16 protein-coding genes and 2 tRNA genes are annotated in these 16128 nt (G+C 33.6%); 16 read left to right on the plus strand and 2 right to left on the minus strand.

Features of this window, described 5'->3' with window-relative positions; all coding sequences use genetic code 11:
* Nucleotides 1-89 precede the first annotated feature (89 nt).
* The 15 genes from J3U16_RS09955 (at nt 90) to J3U16_RS10025 (ending at nt 13331) form a co-directional block, all read left to right on the plus strand.
* Complete coding sequence (locus J3U16_RS09955) at nt 90-1718, plus strand: Na+/H+ antiporter (protein ID WP_065562106.1); 1629 nt, start codon at nt 90-92, stop codon at nt 1716-1718.
* Nucleotides 1719-2225, plus strand: a complete 507-nt coding sequence (gene ubiT / locus J3U16_RS09960) for a ubiquinone anaerobic biosynthesis accessory factor UbiT (RefSeq protein WP_267337558.1) — start codon at nt 1719-1721, stop codon at nt 2223-2225. It begins immediately after the preceding gene.
* A 260-nt stretch (nt 2226-2485) separates the two neighbouring features.
* Complete coding sequence (locus tag J3U16_RS09965; RefSeq protein ID WP_267338652.1) at nt 2486-3547, plus strand: alpha/beta fold hydrolase; 1062 nt, start codon at nt 2486-2488, stop codon at nt 3545-3547.
* A gap of 232 nt (nt 3548-3779) precedes the next feature.
* The gene (gene sbcB / locus J3U16_RS09970) at nt 3780-5216 is read left to right on the plus strand and encodes an exodeoxyribonuclease I (RefSeq protein ID WP_267342979.1); all 1437 of its coding nucleotides are present in this window, start codon (nt 3780-3782) and stop codon (nt 5214-5216) included.
* 106 nt (nt 5217-5322) lie between these two features.
* Nucleotides 5323-5766 (plus strand): CidA/LrgA family protein, encoded by a 444-nt coding sequence (locus J3U16_RS09975; protein WP_081303336.1) that lies wholly within the window; start codon nt 5323-5325, stop codon nt 5764-5766.
* Nucleotides 5763-6452, plus strand: a complete 690-nt coding sequence (locus J3U16_RS09980) for a CidB/LrgB family autolysis modulator (RefSeq protein ID WP_220226032.1) — start codon at nt 5763-5765, stop codon at nt 6450-6452. The genes J3U16_RS09975 and J3U16_RS09980 overlap by 4 nt, the downstream gene beginning before the upstream one ends.
* A 1-nt stretch (nt 6453) precedes the next feature.
* The gene (locus tag J3U16_RS09985) at nt 6454-7101 is read left to right on the plus strand and encodes an ElyC/SanA/YdcF family protein (RefSeq protein ID WP_065734101.1); all 648 of its coding nucleotides are present in this window, start codon (nt 6454-6456) and stop codon (nt 7099-7101) included.
* Nucleotides 7102-7393: 292 nt separating this feature from the next.
* Nucleotides 7394-8122 (plus strand): arginine ABC transporter ATP-binding protein ArtP, encoded by a 729-nt coding sequence (gene artP, locus J3U16_RS09990; protein WP_220226030.1) that lies wholly within the window; start codon nt 7394-7396, stop codon nt 8120-8122.
* Nucleotides 8123-8151: 29 nt separating this feature from the next.
* Nucleotides 8152-8886: a transporter substrate-binding domain-containing protein gene (locus tag J3U16_RS09995; protein ID WP_065562113.1), complete on the plus strand. Its 735-nt coding sequence runs from the start codon at nt 8152-8154 to the stop codon at nt 8884-8886.
* A gap of 84 nt (nt 8887-8970) precedes the next feature.
* On the plus strand, nt 8971-9741 hold the full coding sequence (gene artQ, locus J3U16_RS10000; RefSeq protein ID WP_218059990.1) for an arginine ABC transporter permease ArtQ: 771 nt from the start codon (nt 8971-8973) through the stop codon (nt 9739-9741).
* Between the two features lie 9 nt (nt 9742-9750).
* On the plus strand, nt 9751-10428 hold the full coding sequence (gene artM / locus J3U16_RS10005) for an arginine ABC transporter permease ArtM (RefSeq protein ID WP_065562114.1): 678 nt from the start codon (nt 9751-9753) through the stop codon (nt 10426-10428).
* A gap of 1 nt (nt 10429) precedes the next feature.
* The gene (gene uvrC / locus J3U16_RS10010) at nt 10430-12265 is read left to right on the plus strand and encodes an excinuclease ABC subunit UvrC (RefSeq protein ID WP_065734100.1); all 1836 of its coding nucleotides are present in this window, start codon (nt 10430-10432) and stop codon (nt 12263-12265) included.
* A gap of 107 nt (nt 12266-12372) precedes the next feature.
* Nucleotides 12373-12927 carry a CDP-diacylglycerol--glycerol-3-phosphate 3-phosphatidyltransferase gene (gene pgsA, locus J3U16_RS10015; RefSeq protein WP_065562116.1) on the plus strand — a complete coding sequence of 185 codons (555 nt, stop codon included), beginning with the start codon at nt 12373-12375 and terminating at the stop codon, nt 12925-12927.
* A 221-nt stretch (nt 12928-13148) separates the two neighbouring features.
* Nucleotides 13149-13236 (plus strand) — tRNA-Leu (locus J3U16_RS10020).
* Nucleotides 13237-13255: 19 nt separating this feature from the next.
* A tRNA-Gly gene (locus J3U16_RS10025) sits at nt 13256-13331 on the plus strand.
* Between the two features lie 292 nt (nt 13332-13623).
* On the opposite strand, the gene J3U16_RS10030 is transcribed toward J3U16_RS10025, so the two are convergent.
* Nucleotides 13624-14004 carry a VOC family protein gene (locus J3U16_RS10030; RefSeq protein WP_267342980.1) on the minus strand — a complete coding sequence of 127 codons (381 nt, stop codon included), beginning with the start codon at nt 14002-14004 and terminating at the stop codon, nt 13624-13626.
* A gap of 126 nt (nt 14005-14130) precedes the next feature.
* Here J3U16_RS10030 and J3U16_RS10035 point away from each other — a divergent pair, with 126 nt between their 5' ends.
* The gene (locus J3U16_RS10035; RefSeq protein WP_267331065.1) at nt 14131-15090 is read left to right on the plus strand and encodes a helix-turn-helix transcriptional regulator; all 960 of its coding nucleotides are present in this window, start codon (nt 14131-14133) and stop codon (nt 15088-15090) included.
* A 17-nt stretch (nt 15091-15107) separates the two neighbouring features.
* Here J3U16_RS10035 and J3U16_RS10040 read toward each other — a convergent pair whose 3' ends face one another.
* A complete protein-coding gene (locus tag J3U16_RS10040; RefSeq protein WP_267342981.1) occupies nt 15108-15962 on the minus strand; it encodes an aldo/keto reductase in 855 nt (284 codons plus the stop codon).
* Nucleotides 15963-16128 lie beyond the last annotated feature (166 nt).

The following is a 16128-nucleotide window of genomic DNA, read 5'->3' on the forward strand; positions in this document are numbered from 1 at the left end:
TTGAGTGATTTTATACAATTTTAACCTGAAATATTCTTAAAAATCCTATATAATAGATAACTATATATGGGATAACTAAAAGAGTAGCTATGGAACTATTTTCAACAATATTACTAATAGTATTAATTGTATCACTTTCTGGTGTCATTATAAAAATGTTACCAATACAGATCCCATTGCCTCTAATGCAAATACTACTAGGTAGTATTCTTGCCGCATTAGGTATTTATTTAGAGTTTAACTCAGACCTATTTCTTGTACTGTTCATTCCTCCTTTACTATTTGCTGATGGACGTAAAACTTCTGTAAAAGATTTTGTCCATAATGTACGAGAAATTGTAGGGCTAGCCTTGGTTCTAGTGGTTATATCAATTGTTGCTCTGGGTTACTTACTACATTGGATGCTACCAGATATTTCAATGCCAGCCGTATTTGCATTAGCAGCAGTATTATCACCTACCGATGCCGTCGCACTTAGTGGTATTGTCGGTAAAGGACGAATTGAAAAAGAGAAGATGGAAATCATTGAAGGTGAAGCCTTAATGAATGACGCTTCTGGCCTTGTTTCCTTAAAATTTGCACTTGCAATTGCAGCGGGTGCATTTGAATTCAACTTATTACAAATCAGTATATCCTTCTTCGTGGTTGCTTTAGGTGGATTAGCTGTTGGGGTGATATTCACTTGGTTATATGCTCGTATTTTGCGTAAAATAAACCAACTAACAAACAATGATCCCGCAATCCAAATCGTACTATTATTCTTACTACCATTTGCCGCTTATATCATTGCTGAAGAATGTCACTGTTCCGGTATTTTAGCTGCAGTAAGTGCTGGTATGACAGTTAACCACTCAGGAATGATGCGTAATGCCCCTTTAACAACTCGCTTACAATCTGATAGTGCATGGTCAATGTTAACGTTCGTATTCAATGGATTTGTTTTTGTTCTATTAGGTATTCAGCTTCCAAGTATTTTAAAAAATACATTTGCTGAAAACCAAACCGATGCATCAATTGAATTATGGCAACTATGCTTAATTGTATTGTTCGTTTTTATAGTATTAATGGGCACTCGATTTGCTTGGCTTTGGGCTATGAAAAAAATGCCAACAATGCCATTTGGCACAAAGCGTCCATTAGCATTTAATTCATATACCACACGTGATTTATGGATATCTACTTTTGCTGGTGTCCGCGGAGCGATAACACTAGCCGGTGTATTATCTATTCCAATAACCATTGCGGGCAGATATCAACTCGTATTTATTGCTGCTGGTATTATATTAGTATCATTAATATCCGCTATTATCATGTTACCAATTTTATTACGAGGTAGTGTGATCTTGGATAACTCCGAACAAGACAACGAAATATTAACCGTAAAAGGACAAATGGCTGAAGAAGCTATCGTTAGTCTTGAAAAAATGCAAACTAGCCTTTTACAAGAAACGTCTGAAGAAGGCCTAGATCAAGAAATTATCCACGAAGTTGGTTCACGTGTTATAGGTTCATTAAGACGTCGAACTGGCTTAAAAGATTTAGAACAAAAAGCTCTTGAAGCTGAAAATCTAGAAAGACGTATGCGTTTAGTCGCAATTGGGGCGGAGCGCACCGCATTACTTCAAATGAAAGTTCGTGATGAAGTTAGTGAAGAAGTTTTCGAGCATCTAAATACCGATTTAGATATTTATGAGAAGATGATCTCTGGAGATGCGTAAATGATTGGCAATAAACACCAATTTCTAGGAAAAATTCATTCACAATTTGTCGATAAAGCGCCACAAATGTTGGGTATGACATTACAATGTATACCCTTTAGCGTTAAAAAAAGAGCTATTGAACAATTATTACAATTGCAATTCAAACATTCACTTGAAGATGGCGAGCTAGATTTTTTAGAAAATCGTTGGCTCAAAATCCAAGTTATCGATCTTCAATTAGTCTGGTTTGTCAGCTTAATTGATAACAAACTTGTGGTTAGCCGTGAAGAAATACCTGATGTAAGCTTCATCGGCAATGCCAATGACTTAATAATGATAGCAACTAGACGGCAAGATCCTGATACATTATTCTTTCAACGTCGACTCATTGTTGAAGGCGATACTGAATTAGGTCTCTATGTAAAAAACTTAATGGACTCGATTGAAATCGAAGCTATGCCAAGGTTCTTAAGATTAACTCTCGAAAAGCTAGCTGATATCATCGAAAGCGCACCCAAAGACTAAAAATTCTATTAAATAACTTCAAGAAAGGGAATTGATAATTCCCTTTTTACTAACTTAAAGAACTTTCCGTTTATACTTAAAATTCATATTCAAATTTAATTATTTAATGTAAATAAACGTATTTTTATTGGATGACTATCATTTAATAAATTATTATAGAAACTAACGTTGGAAAAAATTGATTCAACGTAAATATTACCTTCCTACCCTATCTCTTACACATATGATTCATAACGTAATTATGAAGGAGAGAGCCACATATGAATAATATAAAAAAAGCGCTACTATTTTTTATTTTTCTTGTTTTCGCATCGCAAGGATATTGTTCCGAGTTCTATAACCGAAAAGAAGGTGATTATATTATTGAAAAATTTAAATTTAATGATGGTAACACAATTCAAAATTTGAAAATTCATTATGTCACTATCGGCGATCCTAAAGGAAAGCCAGTATTAGTTTTACATGGCACAACTGGCAATGGAGATTCAATGCTTAATGACAGTTTTGGTCATGCCTTATTCGATAAAGGAATGCCGTTGGATGCTGAAAAATATTTCATAATATTGCCTGATGCTATTGGTACAGGCCAATCTTCGAAACCCTCTGACGGTTTGAAAGGAAACTTTCCTCATTATGATTATACAGACATGGTTAATGCTCAATACCTACTTTTGAAAAAAGGTTTAAATATAGATCATCTTGAACTTATTATTGGTAACTCGATGGGTGGAATGAATACATGGCAATGGGTAACTATGTATCCTAATTACATGAAAGCAGCAATTGCAATGGCAGCAACCCCTGCGCCAATGTCTAGTCGAAATTGGATAATGAGAAAGATGATAATTAATTCAATTAAAGACGATCCTGATTGGAATAATGGCTTTTATAGCAAACAACCTGAAAAATTCCAAACTGTTTATAATTACTACGATATCGCGACTAACGGAGGTGATATTGCCTGGCAAAATAACGCTTATAACACCCAGAAAACAGAAGAAATATTAGCAAATAAGTTAAAAGAACGAACAACAATGGACGCGAATGATTTTTTATATCAATGGGATGCAGCCAGAAACTTTGATCCAACAAAAGAGCTAACAAAAATTAAAGCATTTATGTTAGTTATCAATTCAGAAGATGATGAAAGAAACCCACCAAACACAGGTTTAATGGAAAAAGCCCTCAAGGATGTTGTTGCTGCTAAATATTATCTAATTCCAGCAAGTGATAAGACCCGAGGCCATGGTACAACCATGAATGCTGAATTATGGATAGAAGAGTTAAAAATATTTCTAAAAGAACTCGATAATTATTACTAATTTAGGAGGATTAGAAAAGTGAATATATTATTATATTCACTATTTTATTTGAGCTTATCTTTCAATAATTTTATTTTATCCCACATTACTCTCATTAAATCTGATATAATATAAAATATATAACTATCGATATTTAGTTAATATTTTTCAATATCAGACTTAAATATAATCCTAAAGCCGATAAACAAAACAGCTTGATTTAATAAATTAAAATACAAAAAATTATAAAATAATGAAAAATAATTCACAGCAGATAACCTTTTATTTTCACGATTATGAAACTTTTGGCATAAATCCAGCTTTAGATCGCCCTGCTCAGTTTGCTGGTGTTCGAACTGACAGTGATTTTAATATTATTGAAGAACCTTTAGTCATCTATTGTCAAATAGCCCAAGATTATCTTCCCAACCCTGAAGCTGTGCTAATAACTGGAATAACACCACAAAAAGCAAATCAACAAGGTATATGTGAAGCCGAATTCACCAAACAAATACATGAAGCATTTAGCCAACCTAACACGTGTATCTTAGGCTATAATAATATTCGTTTTGATGATGAAGTGACTCGCAACATCTTATACCGTAACTTTTATGACCCTTATGCTTATAGTTGGCGAAACGGTAATTCAAGATGGGACCTACTAGATGTCGTCCGAGCTTGTTATGCATTAAGACCGGAAGGGATTAATTGGCCAATAAATGAATCTGGTTTCCCTAGTTTTCGATTAGAAGATCTCACTAAAGCTAATAATATTAAACATGAACATGCGCATGATGCTATGTCTGATGTCTACGCCACCATTGCGATGGCAAAATTAATTAAGCAAGTACAACCAAAGTTATTCAATTACTTCTTCACACTACGTAATAAAAATAAAGTTGTCGAGCTTATCGATATTGCCAACATGACGCCAATAATTCACGTTTCTGGCATGTTAGGTAGTTATCGCGGTAACATGTCATTAGTTAGCCCTATTGCATGGCACGCAAATCAAAAAAATGCAGTGATTGTTTGTGATCTTACTGGAGATATCGATTCACTGATTAATTTACCAGTCGAAACTATTCGAGAGAAACTCTACACTAAAACTGAAGATCTTGATGTTGATGAACAACGTATCCCATTAAAACTAATTCATATTAACAAATGCCCAATCATTGCGCCATTGAGTACACTATTACCCGATAATGCAAAGCGTTTTGATCTTGATAAACAAAAATGCTTAGAAAATCAACAAAAACTACTGGAAAATCAAAGTTTATTACAAAGTAAAATGCGTGAACTATTTGTCATGGATAATGAATACTCAAATAACAATAGTGATGTCGATGCGCAAATATATGCAGGCTTTTTAAATGGAAATGATTTATTAAATTGTGAAACGATTCGAACTACTCCCCCCCAATTATTAGATAGTTTATCGTTAACTTTTGATGATCCAAGATTAGCAAAATTACTGTTTCGTTATAAAGCTAGAAACTATCCAGAAACGTTAACTGAACAAGAGTTACGAATCTGGCAAGATCATTGTCGTGATAAACTAGATGCAACTAAAGTTCAAGATTATATGCAAACCCTTGAACAACTTGCTGAGATTTATATACAAAAACCTGAAAAGCTGGCATTACTAAAACAACTATATCAATATTGTCATTATTTAGTTGGATAATTAAATGTTACGGGCGTATCATATACGCCTGTTCAAAGTACAATGCCATCTCTTACTATAGAATTGGTAATCATAATTTAAGTTTTAAACAATTAGCATTTAATTTATGAAACACTTTTTAGCCAAACATGCAACCATTAAGCATCGACTTTATTCTTTATACTACACACTATTTAGCTACGGTCGAGGCTTGATTATCCTAACCATTTGCTTATGGGCAGGAAATGTCGTATCTGCAATCTTACCAATCATGATCCCTGGAAGTATTATTGGTTTATTGATTTTGTTCATTTTATTAACTTTTCAATTAATACCAACGTGTTGGATAAAAAATAGTTGTAATCTTTTCATGCGATACATGACGGTACTCTTTATTCCTGCGGCGATGGGGATAATGGATAATTATTCATTACTCTTAGATAATTGGATACCGATAATTTTTGCTAGTGTTGGTGGTTCAGTTATTGTCTTATATTTAACCGCTTTTTTAACTGAACATCTGCATAAAAAAGTCGTTAAAACCTCCGATAATAGGGAGAACCAATCATGATATGGATGCTACCATTAACCGTTTTGGTTTTTTTAATTATTAGAAGAATTTCATTTAAAATTAAAAATCCGTTATTTAACCCATTAGTCATTTCGGTTATTGTATTAATCCCTATTTTATTAATTACAAATACCGAGTATGTTGAATATGTTAAAAACGTAAAAATTATTAACGATCTACTCCCTTACTCTGTCGTTGCTTTAGCTTATCCTTTATATGAACTCATTCCACAAATAAAAGCCCGTTGGAAGTCAATCATGATTATCACCTTCACAGCCTCCATAGCGTCTATGGTAACCGGTGTGTTTATTGCATTATGGTTAGGGGGTAGTAAAGAAATTGCTGCATCAGTATTACCTAAATCAGTGACAACAGCCATCGCGGTCACCATCGCTGGTAATGAGGGTGGCGTTCAATCAATCGCTGCATTATGCGTAATACTTGTTGGAACACTAGGTGGTATTTTCGGTCATCAATTACTGAACGTTGCTAGAATAAAAACACCTTCAGCAAGGGGGTTATCAATTGGCGCAGTATCTCATGCTGTAGGTACAGCGCGTTGTATTGAAGTCAATTATAACGAAGGGGCTTATAGCTCCCTATCTCTAGTTTTATGTGGTATTATGACCTCATTAACAGCACCATTTTTATTCCCAATAATGGTATTTATTTTTGATTGGTTTTAGTATGAAGTTAAAAAAACTTATTGCTTATTTTATTGCTTTTTTTTCATTACTACTTGCCTTAGTAATTGGACTCGACTTTTGGATAAGCTATAAGACAGCACCTTACATTTATCACGATGAAAACAAACTTCCCTACCGAACAATTGGTGTTGTATTAGGAACATCTAAATATGTAAAAAATGGCGGAATCAATGGTTTTTATCGCAGCCGAATAGATGGTGCGATTGATCTCTATTGGCAAGGTAAAGTTGATTATTTATTGCTTAGTGGAGACAATGCGCAATTAAATTATAACGAACCCATTATGATGCAGAAAGATCTCATAAAAGCAGGCATCCCTAAAGATGCCATTGTGTTAGATTTTGCTGGATTTAGAACCTTCGATTCAATTGTTCGTGCAAATAAAGTCTTTGACGCAGATGAATTTACTATTATTACTCAAGAATTCCATTGTGAACGAGCAATGTTTATTGCGTTAGCGCAAGGTATTCAAGCTCAATGTTTTGCTGTCCCTGCGCCCAAAAGTATGAAGTTAGTTCGAATTAGAGAGATGTTTGCACGAGTAAGTGCTTTTATTGATCTTTACATCCTGAACAAAGAACCTAAATTTCTTGGTCCTACCATTCCAATCATTAATAATCAAAATTAATAACATTATATAAATCTAAAAAAAGTTGAGGAACGGGGTTTTTGAACTAAGTATATGGTCATATATCTCACATTAGTATTTAATCTTCATGTTTTTTATAATTCTAAGTACTGATGATTATACAAACAACTTGATACAACACTAAAATAACGACAATAAAAAAAGTTGAGGAGCCGGGTTTTTAGCTTAAAAATCAAGCTAAAATATCGTTGTCTAATAATTTAGATTGCATTTTTATGCAAAAAAAAGTAATATTTAGTCAATTAAAATTTAAATAGTTTATCTAATACTAATGAATATCGAATTAAACCATATTAACTGTTTTTATGGTAAACATCAGGCATTAAATGATGTCTCTTTATGTTACCCTTTAGGTGAAACAATTGTTTTACTTGGTCAGAGCGGTGCAGGTAAAAGTTCTTTACTGAAAGTGTTTAACTTACTTGAAATACCAACGTCTGGTGAAATGACAATTGCGGATTCACATTTTGATTTTTCCAAAAAAATAAGTGAATCAACTATTCGAACTTTGCGCAAAAATGTTGGCATGGTTTTTCAAAATTACAACTTATGGCCACATTTAACTGTTTTAGAGAACTTAATTGAAGCCCCTTGCCAAGTTTTGAAACTATCGAAAAAAGAAGCAAGTGAAAAAGCCATGTCAATTTTGGCTCGCTTACAAATTGATGAAATGGCCCATCGTTACCCTCTTCACCTTTCAGGTGGTCAACAGCAACGAGTGGCTATTGCGAGAGCCTTAATGATGGAACCTAAAATTTTGCTATTTGATGAGCCAACCGCAGCTTTAGATCCTGCAATCACATCTCAAATTGCAGAAATCATTAATGAACTGTCACAGACAGGAATTACACAGATTATTGTTACGCATGAAGTCGATTTTGCACGTAAAGTTGCTTCACAAGTGATTTACATGGAACATGGTAAGATTGTTGAACAAGGTCAAATTGAGTGTTTTGCTCATCCAAAAACTGAAGAGTTCAAAGCTTATCTATCGCATTAATATTAATAAAAATCTGATTGGGTGGATATATGAAAAAAACATTACTAGCTATTATACTTGCAGGATCTGCATTTGCAGCTCAAGCAACTGAAACGTTAACCATTGGTACCGAAGCGACTTATGCACCTTTCGAATTTACTAATGATAAAAACGAAATCATCGGTTTTGATATTGACGTCATGAATAAACTTTGTGATGAAATGAAAGTAACTTGTAACATTGTAAATCAATCATTTGATGGATTAATTCCTAGTTTAAAAACTCGTCGAATCGATGCGGCTATTGCTGGTATAGATGTTACGCCTGAACGTCAAAAGCAAGTTGCATTTACTAAAATCTATTATGATGATAGCTCAATCCAATTTGTTACATTAAAAGATTCCTTAACAAGTCTTGATCAGCTAAAAGGTAAGAAAGTTGGTATTCAAAAAGGTACAACTTATTTAAAATATTTAAATGAAAAATATCCTGATGTTAAAGCAGTAAGCTATGATAGCTACCAATTTGCTTTCTTAGATTTAAAAGCTAAACGTATTGATGCTATTGTTTCAAGCTCTTTTGTTGCTGGTGAATGGTTAGGTAAAGATGCTGATATCGTTGCTTTAGGCGATAAAATTACCGATCATGAATTTTTTGGTGAAGGTTTAGGTATTGCTTTACGCCAAGGCAATGATCAATTACTTGAACAATTTAATCAAGCAATCGATAAACTAAAAGCAAATGGCGAATTAGATGCTATTTATAAAAAATGGTTTAGTAAATAATTATTAATAACAAAATCAGTTCTTATTTATCTCGCCGCATATTCTGCGGCGAGTTTATTTTTTAAATTTAACTACGGTTCTTTTATGTCAGAATTTTTTGCACACGGTATAGACTTGTTACTCTCTTCTATGGATGGGTATATTTTGCCGCTTACGAAAGCTACCGCGATTACGTTATCATTAGCATTTGTATCGTTAGTCGTTGGAATGTTTTTTGCGTTCATTTTTACTATTTTAGAATCAGTACCATTCAAACCCGTTGCATGGCTAATGTCGCTATTCAATTTAACCATTCGAGCTTTACCCGAATTATTAATTGTGGTTGCGATTTATACTGGTTTACCACTGCTATTGATGGCATTAGATGATGGCTTTACCGTTCCTCTCGGCTTTACATCGTTTACCGTAAAAATGAGTATTCATAATACCCAACCAGACCCATTTTTATGCGGTGTTTTTGCTTTATCATTACTCTACGCTGTTTATGCCTCACAAACGTTACGCGGTGCATTTAAAGCGATTTCAAGCGGACAAAAACAGGCAGCTCAAGTTTTAGGATTAAGCAAATCTCGAACTTTCTTTCGTATTATCATGCCACAAATGTGGCGACACGCATTACCCGGTTTGAGTAACCAATGGTTAATCTTATTAAAAGATACTGCCCTTGTTTCAGCAATCGCGATAGATGATTTAATGATGCAAACCAAAACAATAGTTGCCCGAACCAATCAGCCTTTTTTATGGTACTTTGTTGCGATGATTATTTATTTAGTGATATCAATTTTAAGTCAAAAAATTATTTCACGTATTGAAAAACGTGCAACCCATTTTGAACCATCAGCCAATAGTCAGTAAGGTTATTTTATGTCTGATAATTTTATTTTTTATCTAAAAATCATTCTTCAAGGTCTACCTGATACATTAAGTCTAAGTATATTCGGTATATTAACGGCTGGTATTTTGGCTATTGTTTTTTCATGTCTTTTATCGTTAAATTCTAAGCTATTAACGAAAACAATTCGCGCTTATATCATTATTTTTACTGGTTCACCATTATTAGTACAGCTGTTTTTAATCTATTATGGACCATCACAATTTGGTGAATATTTAAGTAAATTTCCTGCTTTTTATGATTTTATTTCTTCACCTTGGTTTTGTGCTTATTTAGCTTTAACGCTTAATAGTGCCGCTTATACTACACAAATATTTTATGGTGCATTAAAATCTGTTCCACAAGGACAGTGGCAAGCATGTAGCGCTTTAGGTATGAACAAAAGACAAACTCTTAAAATTGTCATGCCATATGCATTAAAACGTGCTCTTTCTACTTATTCTAACGAAGTCGTTTTTGTGGTAAAAGGAACAGCCTTAGCTTCAATGATTCCTGTTATGGATTTAATGGGATATAGTAATGCATTAAATGGTGAATACTATGACTTCTCAATTTTTATGGTTGCAGGGCTCATTTACCTCTTGATAAATGGTATTTTAAGCACCATTATGAGGATAATAGAGAAAAAAGCCCTCACCTTTGAAAACTAATATGAGCCAATTTGATACAGCATCTTTTCTAAAAACAGTCCCACATAAACCAGGTATCTATCAAATGTTTAATGATAAAGATACCATTATTTATGTGGGAAAAGCGAAAGATCTCAATAATCGCTTAAAAAGCTATTTCAATAGCAGTAAAAAAACGATCAAAACCGATCGATTGGTAAGTCATATTCATCGAGTTGAATTTACCATCACCAATACAGAGACTGAAGCATTATTACTCGAACAAACTTATATCAAAAAATATCAACCAAAATACAATGTATTGCTCAAAGATGATAAAAGCTACCCGTTTATCAAATTAAGTAAAGAAAGACATCCTCAATTGTCTTTGTATCGAGGTGCAATTAATCGAAAAAAAGATGAGTTTTTTGGCCCTTATCCGAGTGGATATGCGGTAAAACAAATTCTTGCCTTATTACAAAAAACATTTCCAATAAGACAATGTTTAAATAGCACTTATCGTAATCGAACTCGTCCTTGTTTACAGTACCAAATCAAACGCTGTTTAGGGCCTTGTGTACCAGGCTTAGTTAGCGACGAAGATTATAATGAACAAGTTAATTATGTAAGGTTATTTCTCTCCGGACAATCAGACCAAATATTGCAAAAAATTACTGCGGATATGCAAAAAGCCAGTAGTGAACTTAATTTTGAAAAAGCAGCCGCATTACGAGATCAGCTACAAGCGATCAAACACATAAATGAAAAACAAGCTATCTATAACAATAATGATAATTTAGATGTGATTGGTTTCCATTACGAACTCGGCTTAGCTTGTATCTATGTACTCTTTATTCGAAATGGTCAAACATTTGGACATCGTTCTTATTTTCCAAAAGTGCCATCTAATACTGAACTAGAAGAAGTGATCGAGACATTTTTAGGGCAATTTTATTTACAAGGAAATCAAAATAGAAATATTCCGAAGAAAATTCTTCTCAATTTTTCATTATCTGATAAGCAAGCAATGGAAGATACTTTATCTATTGTCGCTGAACATCAAGTAAAAATAGTTGATGAACCAAAAGGTGATAACCTTAAACTATTAAATATTGCAACAGTTAATGCTCAAACTGAAGTAAAAAATAAACTACTCGAAAACTCAACCATTAAACAACGATATGATGCACTAAAAGAGTTTTTGGGCATTGATAAAATCAATCGAATGGAATGTTTTGATATAAGCCATTTTATGGGTAAAAACACAATTGCATCTTGTGTCGTTTTTGATGATAAAGGTCCCGTTAAATCTGAGTTTCGTCGCTACAATATAAATGGTATCACACCTGGAGACGATTATGCGGCAATGGAGCAAGTCTTAACCCGTCGTTATAGTAAGAAAGATCTTCCTGAAGATAAGATCCCAGACATCATCTTTATAGATGGAGGAAAAGGTCAACTTAACCAAGCGTTAAGGGTTTTTGATAATTTAGACGTAAACTGGGATAAAAACCACCCTATTTTAATTGGTGTGGCCAAAGGTGCTGAACGTAAAGAAGGATTAGAAACACTATTCTTTGAAGCTCATGGAAAAGGATATTATCTGGATTATCATTCCCCTGCTTTACTGCTTATTCAACAAATTCGAAATGCATCGCACGATCATGCAATTGTTGGTCAACGTAAAAAAGGCGTTAAGCAGTTAACTGACAGCGCTTTAGAGCATATTGAAGGCGTTGGTGGAAAAAGACGGCAAGCATTACTCAAGCATTTTGGTGGGCTTAGAGAGTTGAAAAATGCCAGTATAGACGAAATTGCACAAGTTCAAGGTATTTCAAAATCATTAGCTGAAAAAATTTATCTAAATTTACAGCAATAACACATTGAAAAATTAACATTTTTCAGGCAACATAATCAATGAGAAAACCCTGTTTTTTTAATTGTCGCTAACCATTTGATTAATAAAACAATATGAGCTAATGTCACATGAAAATTAACTTACCTACATTCTTAACATTATTTCGAGTAATACTGATCCCATTTTTTGTGTTGGCATTTTATTTAATCCCTCATGAATGGTCAGGCTTTTTTTCGGCATTAATCTTCCTAATAGCCGCAGTTACAGATGTTTTTGACGGTTACCTTGCCCGCCGATTAGGTCAAACAACTAAATTTGGTGCTTTTTTAGATCCTGTTGCCGACAAAATAATGGTAACAATCGCATTGGTACTTATAACGCAATATTATCAAGCGTGGTGGATTTCTATTCCTGCAATAATAATCGTCTCTCGTGAACTTATTATCTCTGCATTACGAGAATGGATGGCTGAAATTGGCAAACGAGGAAATGTTGCAGTATCTTCAATTGGCAAAATTAAAACAATTGCTCAAATGACAGCATTAACTTGGTTACTTTGGCGTCCTTGCGATCTTGTTATATATGCGGGGCTAGCTGCACTTTTTTTAGCCACAATTTTAACGTTATTATCCATGTTCCAATATTTATGGATAGCGCAAAGTGACTTATTAGATGAAGAATAATTTATCAAAAACTCGATAACCGTTACTTTTAGTGTAATTTTGTTATCTTCTGTAAGTTCACAAAATTACACTTCTCAATCCCCAAAAACTCAATATTAAACCAACAATAAGCTAAACATTGAGCAATTAAACAATTAATCCAAAATTTATGTTGACTGAAATCTCAAGATAGGTAAAATGCACTGCATTCAAAGCGGATTACCTTACGTAATAAGTTTTGAGCCCGGGTGGTGAAATCGGTAGACACAAGGGATTTAAAATCCCTCGGCCTTTTTGGCCGTGCGAGTTCAAGTCTCGCCCCGGGCACCATTTAAAACACTTCTCTTATGCGGGAATAGCTCAGTTGGTAGAGCGCAACCTTGCCAAGGTTGAGGTCGCGAGTTCGAACCTCGTTTCCCGCTCCAATATTGAATCAACTACAAACCATTGAAGCCCAAAAAGATCAAATTTTGATTAATGCCTAACTAGTTCTAAACTTGAATGAAATTTGAGAAATATACTTGTTTAAATACAATTAATTTATTAATGTTTATTGCAACTGAAATTATCACCGCAAGCTCAATCAGATTCTTCCTATACGAAATCAAATCCACGAGATGCTCGGGTGCTCCCCCCCTATCTTTTATGAAGTTAATTCCTCATAAACAATGGCTACATAATAAAACACCAATTGTCTTAATTTCTTAAAACATTATTTCACTCAAATTTTGAAGTGTCGGTAGCACAAACACGGAGTCGATGACCATCAGGATCTTTTCCTACAAATGTGTATCCGAAATCGAGCATTTGAGGTTCGAGTTCAATTTTGACGTTTAGTTCTTTCCATGTCGCATAAATCTCATCTACTTCATTTTTTGTTACATCACTAAATGACAGCTCAAAACCACCGTAATGATTAGGTGCCTTTGGTGTTATTTTATCGGCCTCTTGAAGTCCCAAAATAAAACCATCATTCAATAAAAATACAGCAAAGCCAGGATAAGTTTTAGCTGGTGGACGCCCTAGTATTTTTGTGTAAAACTCTGTGCTAGCATCGACATCTTTGACATAAACAATAACGCTATTAGGTTTAAACATTTTTCTTTCCTTTTAGTGATAAAAATTAGTTCAATTAATTTTAGTTATCTCTATTTTGATGTAGCATTGATGACAACTGTATGTCATATTTAAAATTCAATCTAAATTATTTTGCAAACATAAAGCATGAAAATTAATCGTATAATTACTACCATCATGGTATTGCTACAAAGAGAAAAAATAACTGGTAAAGAATTAGCAGAAAAATTAAATGTATCATTGCGTACTATTTACCGAGATATACAAGTTATAGAGGGAGCGGGAATACCCATTATTACCTATCAAGGAAGTGCCGGTGGAATAAGTATTTTAAAAAATTATAAAATTAGTAAAGGTCTATTCACTAAAGAAGATGTCATTGTTTTATTAAAAGGCCTCAACTTATTATCCTCACCGGTTTTAAAAGAAAGTGAAAATTCAATAATACTCGAGAAAATAAAGAGTTTTTTATCAGAACAAGAACTTGATGAAGTGACAAATAACTTAAATCAACTTATTGTTGATTTATCGCCTTGGTTTTCTAAACAAAATATTGATAACAAAATATCTATTATAAGACTGGCACTGAAAGAGCAAATGCTTTTATCGTTTGATTATTTAAGTGTTAGGAATAAACAAGCCTCACGTTTAATTGAGCCATATAAACTTATTTTTAAGGAAAAAGAATGGTATTTACAAGCTTTTTGTCTAACTAAAAATGACTTTCGTGTTTTTAAATTGTCAAAAATGTCAAACATTAGAAAAACAAACACTAAATTTATTAAGCAGACAACGCCTGAAGCATTCTCTTTATTCCAAGCGGATATGAAAAAAAAGATTTTTAAAATAAAATTGCTAATAGATGAATCGCTTTTGGAACGTATTTTAGATTTTTGTGATGAAAAAGATATTAAGAAATTAAATGGACAACAGTATCTTGTAGATTTTAACTTTATTGATGATGACTACAGTTATGGCATTTTACTAAGCTTAGGTCATAAATGTATTTGTTTAGAGCCTGAGCATATACGTCAAAAACTCGTTGAACGAGCGGAAAAATTAGTTAAATCTTACAAAGAAACTGTCAATCAATTTATGTCAAATTAGCCTCAATAACTAAAAATTTAAACATTTAATCTCCGGCTGGTTAACCATTTTACTTTTTGCGGATCTCGATGATCAAAAAATTGACTTGTATTTGTATCAAGCGCTGCTATTTGTTGCATATCTTTATCCGAAAGCTCAAAATCCCAGATATCTTGATTTTCAATTATACGCTCTTTACGCACAGATTTAGCCAAGCTTGCAATACCCCGTTGTGCTAACCAACGTAATACCACTTGCCCTATTGTTTTACCATATTTAACGGCAATTTGACCTAACACCGGATGGGTAAATAAACCATTTTTCCCTTCAGCAAACGGTGCCCAGGCTTGAGGAGTTATGCTCTCTTTTTGCATATAAGGCACGGCTTCAAGCTGTTGTTGGAATGGGTTAACTTCAATCTGATTTACGGCAGGAATAATGGAATGAAATGCAGTTAAATCAGCTAATCTATCAGGTTGAAAATTACTTACGCCAATAGCACGAGTTTTACCTGCTGAATAAAGCTCTTGCATTGCTTGCCAAGCACCATGAACATCACCATAAGGTTGATGAATTAAATATAAGTCAACATAGTCTAATTGCAAACGATTTAATGAACGTTCAAATTGAGCCTTAGCACCATTGTAATTGGCATCTTGCAACCATAACTTAGTCGTAATAAATAATTCTGCTCGATCAATCCCATGTGCACGAATAGCATTACCAACTTTAGTTTCATTTTGGTAACTTGCAGCTGTATCAATCAACCGATAACCAGAATCAATTGCATCATGTACGGCTGTTTCACACTCTTTCTTATCGGTCATTTGAAAAACACCAAACCCTAAGATAGGCATTTCGATACCATTATTTAATGTTATTGTTTTTTTCATAGCCCATACCTCAGTTATTGTAGTTAGCCTATTATTAAACAGCTTACTACAATGATAAAGTAGGTAAAACAACATGCACTAATGAAAAATTTTCATTAATTAGCTTAGGTTTTTTATTAAAATATCACGATATTCAAGCTTGATGAAAAGCCCGATAAGGTCATTA

This window comes from Gilliamella sp. B3023 (assembly GCF_026536845.1).
Taxonomy (GTDB): domain Bacteria; phylum Pseudomonadota; class Gammaproteobacteria; order Enterobacterales; family Orbaceae; genus Gilliamella; species Gilliamella apicola_E.

Coding starts and splice junctions, on each gene's coding strand:
- J3U16_RS09955 (WP_065562106.1), top strand. CDS start 90: ATGGAACTATTTTCAACAATATTACTAATAGTATTAATTGTATCACTT.
- ubiT (WP_267337558.1), top strand. CDS start 1,719: ATGATTGGCAATAAACACCAATTTCTAGGAAAAATTCATTCACAATTT.
- J3U16_RS09965 (WP_267338652.1), top strand. CDS start 2,486: ATGAATAATATAAAAAAAGCGCTACTATTTTTTATTTTTCTTGTTTTC.
- sbcB (WP_267342979.1), top strand. CDS start 3,780: ATGAAAAATAATTCACAGCAGATAACCTTTTATTTTCACGATTATGAA.
- J3U16_RS09975 (WP_081303336.1), top strand. CDS start 5,323: ATGAAACACTTTTTAGCCAAACATGCAACCATTAAGCATCGACTTTAT.
- J3U16_RS09980 (WP_220226032.1), top strand. CDS start 5,763: ATGATATGGATGCTACCATTAACCGTTTTGGTTTTTTTAATTATTAGA.
- J3U16_RS09985 (WP_065734101.1), top strand. CDS start 6,454: ATGAAGTTAAAAAAACTTATTGCTTATTTTATTGCTTTTTTTTCATTA.
- artP (WP_220226030.1), top strand. CDS start 7,394: ATGAATATCGAATTAAACCATATTAACTGTTTTTATGGTAAACATCAG.
- J3U16_RS09995 (WP_065562113.1), top strand. CDS start 8,152: ATGAAAAAAACATTACTAGCTATTATACTTGCAGGATCTGCATTTGCA.
- artQ (WP_218059990.1), top strand. CDS start 8,971: ATGTCAGAATTTTTTGCACACGGTATAGACTTGTTACTCTCTTCTATG.
- artM (WP_065562114.1), top strand. CDS start 9,751: ATGTCTGATAATTTTATTTTTTATCTAAAAATCATTCTTCAAGGTCTA.
- uvrC (WP_065734100.1), top strand. CDS start 10,430: ATGAGCCAATTTGATACAGCATCTTTTCTAAAAACAGTCCCACATAAA.
- pgsA (WP_065562116.1), top strand. CDS start 12,373: ATGAAAATTAACTTACCTACATTCTTAACATTATTTCGAGTAATACTG.
- J3U16_RS10030 (WP_267342980.1), bottom strand. CDS start 14,004: ATGTTTAAACCTAATAGCGTTATTGTTTATGTCAAAGATGTCGATGCT.
- J3U16_RS10035 (WP_267331065.1), top strand. CDS start 14,131: ATGAAAATTAATCGTATAATTACTACCATCATGGTATTGCTACAAAGA.
- J3U16_RS10040 (WP_267342981.1), bottom strand. CDS start 15,962: ATGAAAAAAACAATAACATTAAATAATGGTATCGAAATGCCTATCTTA.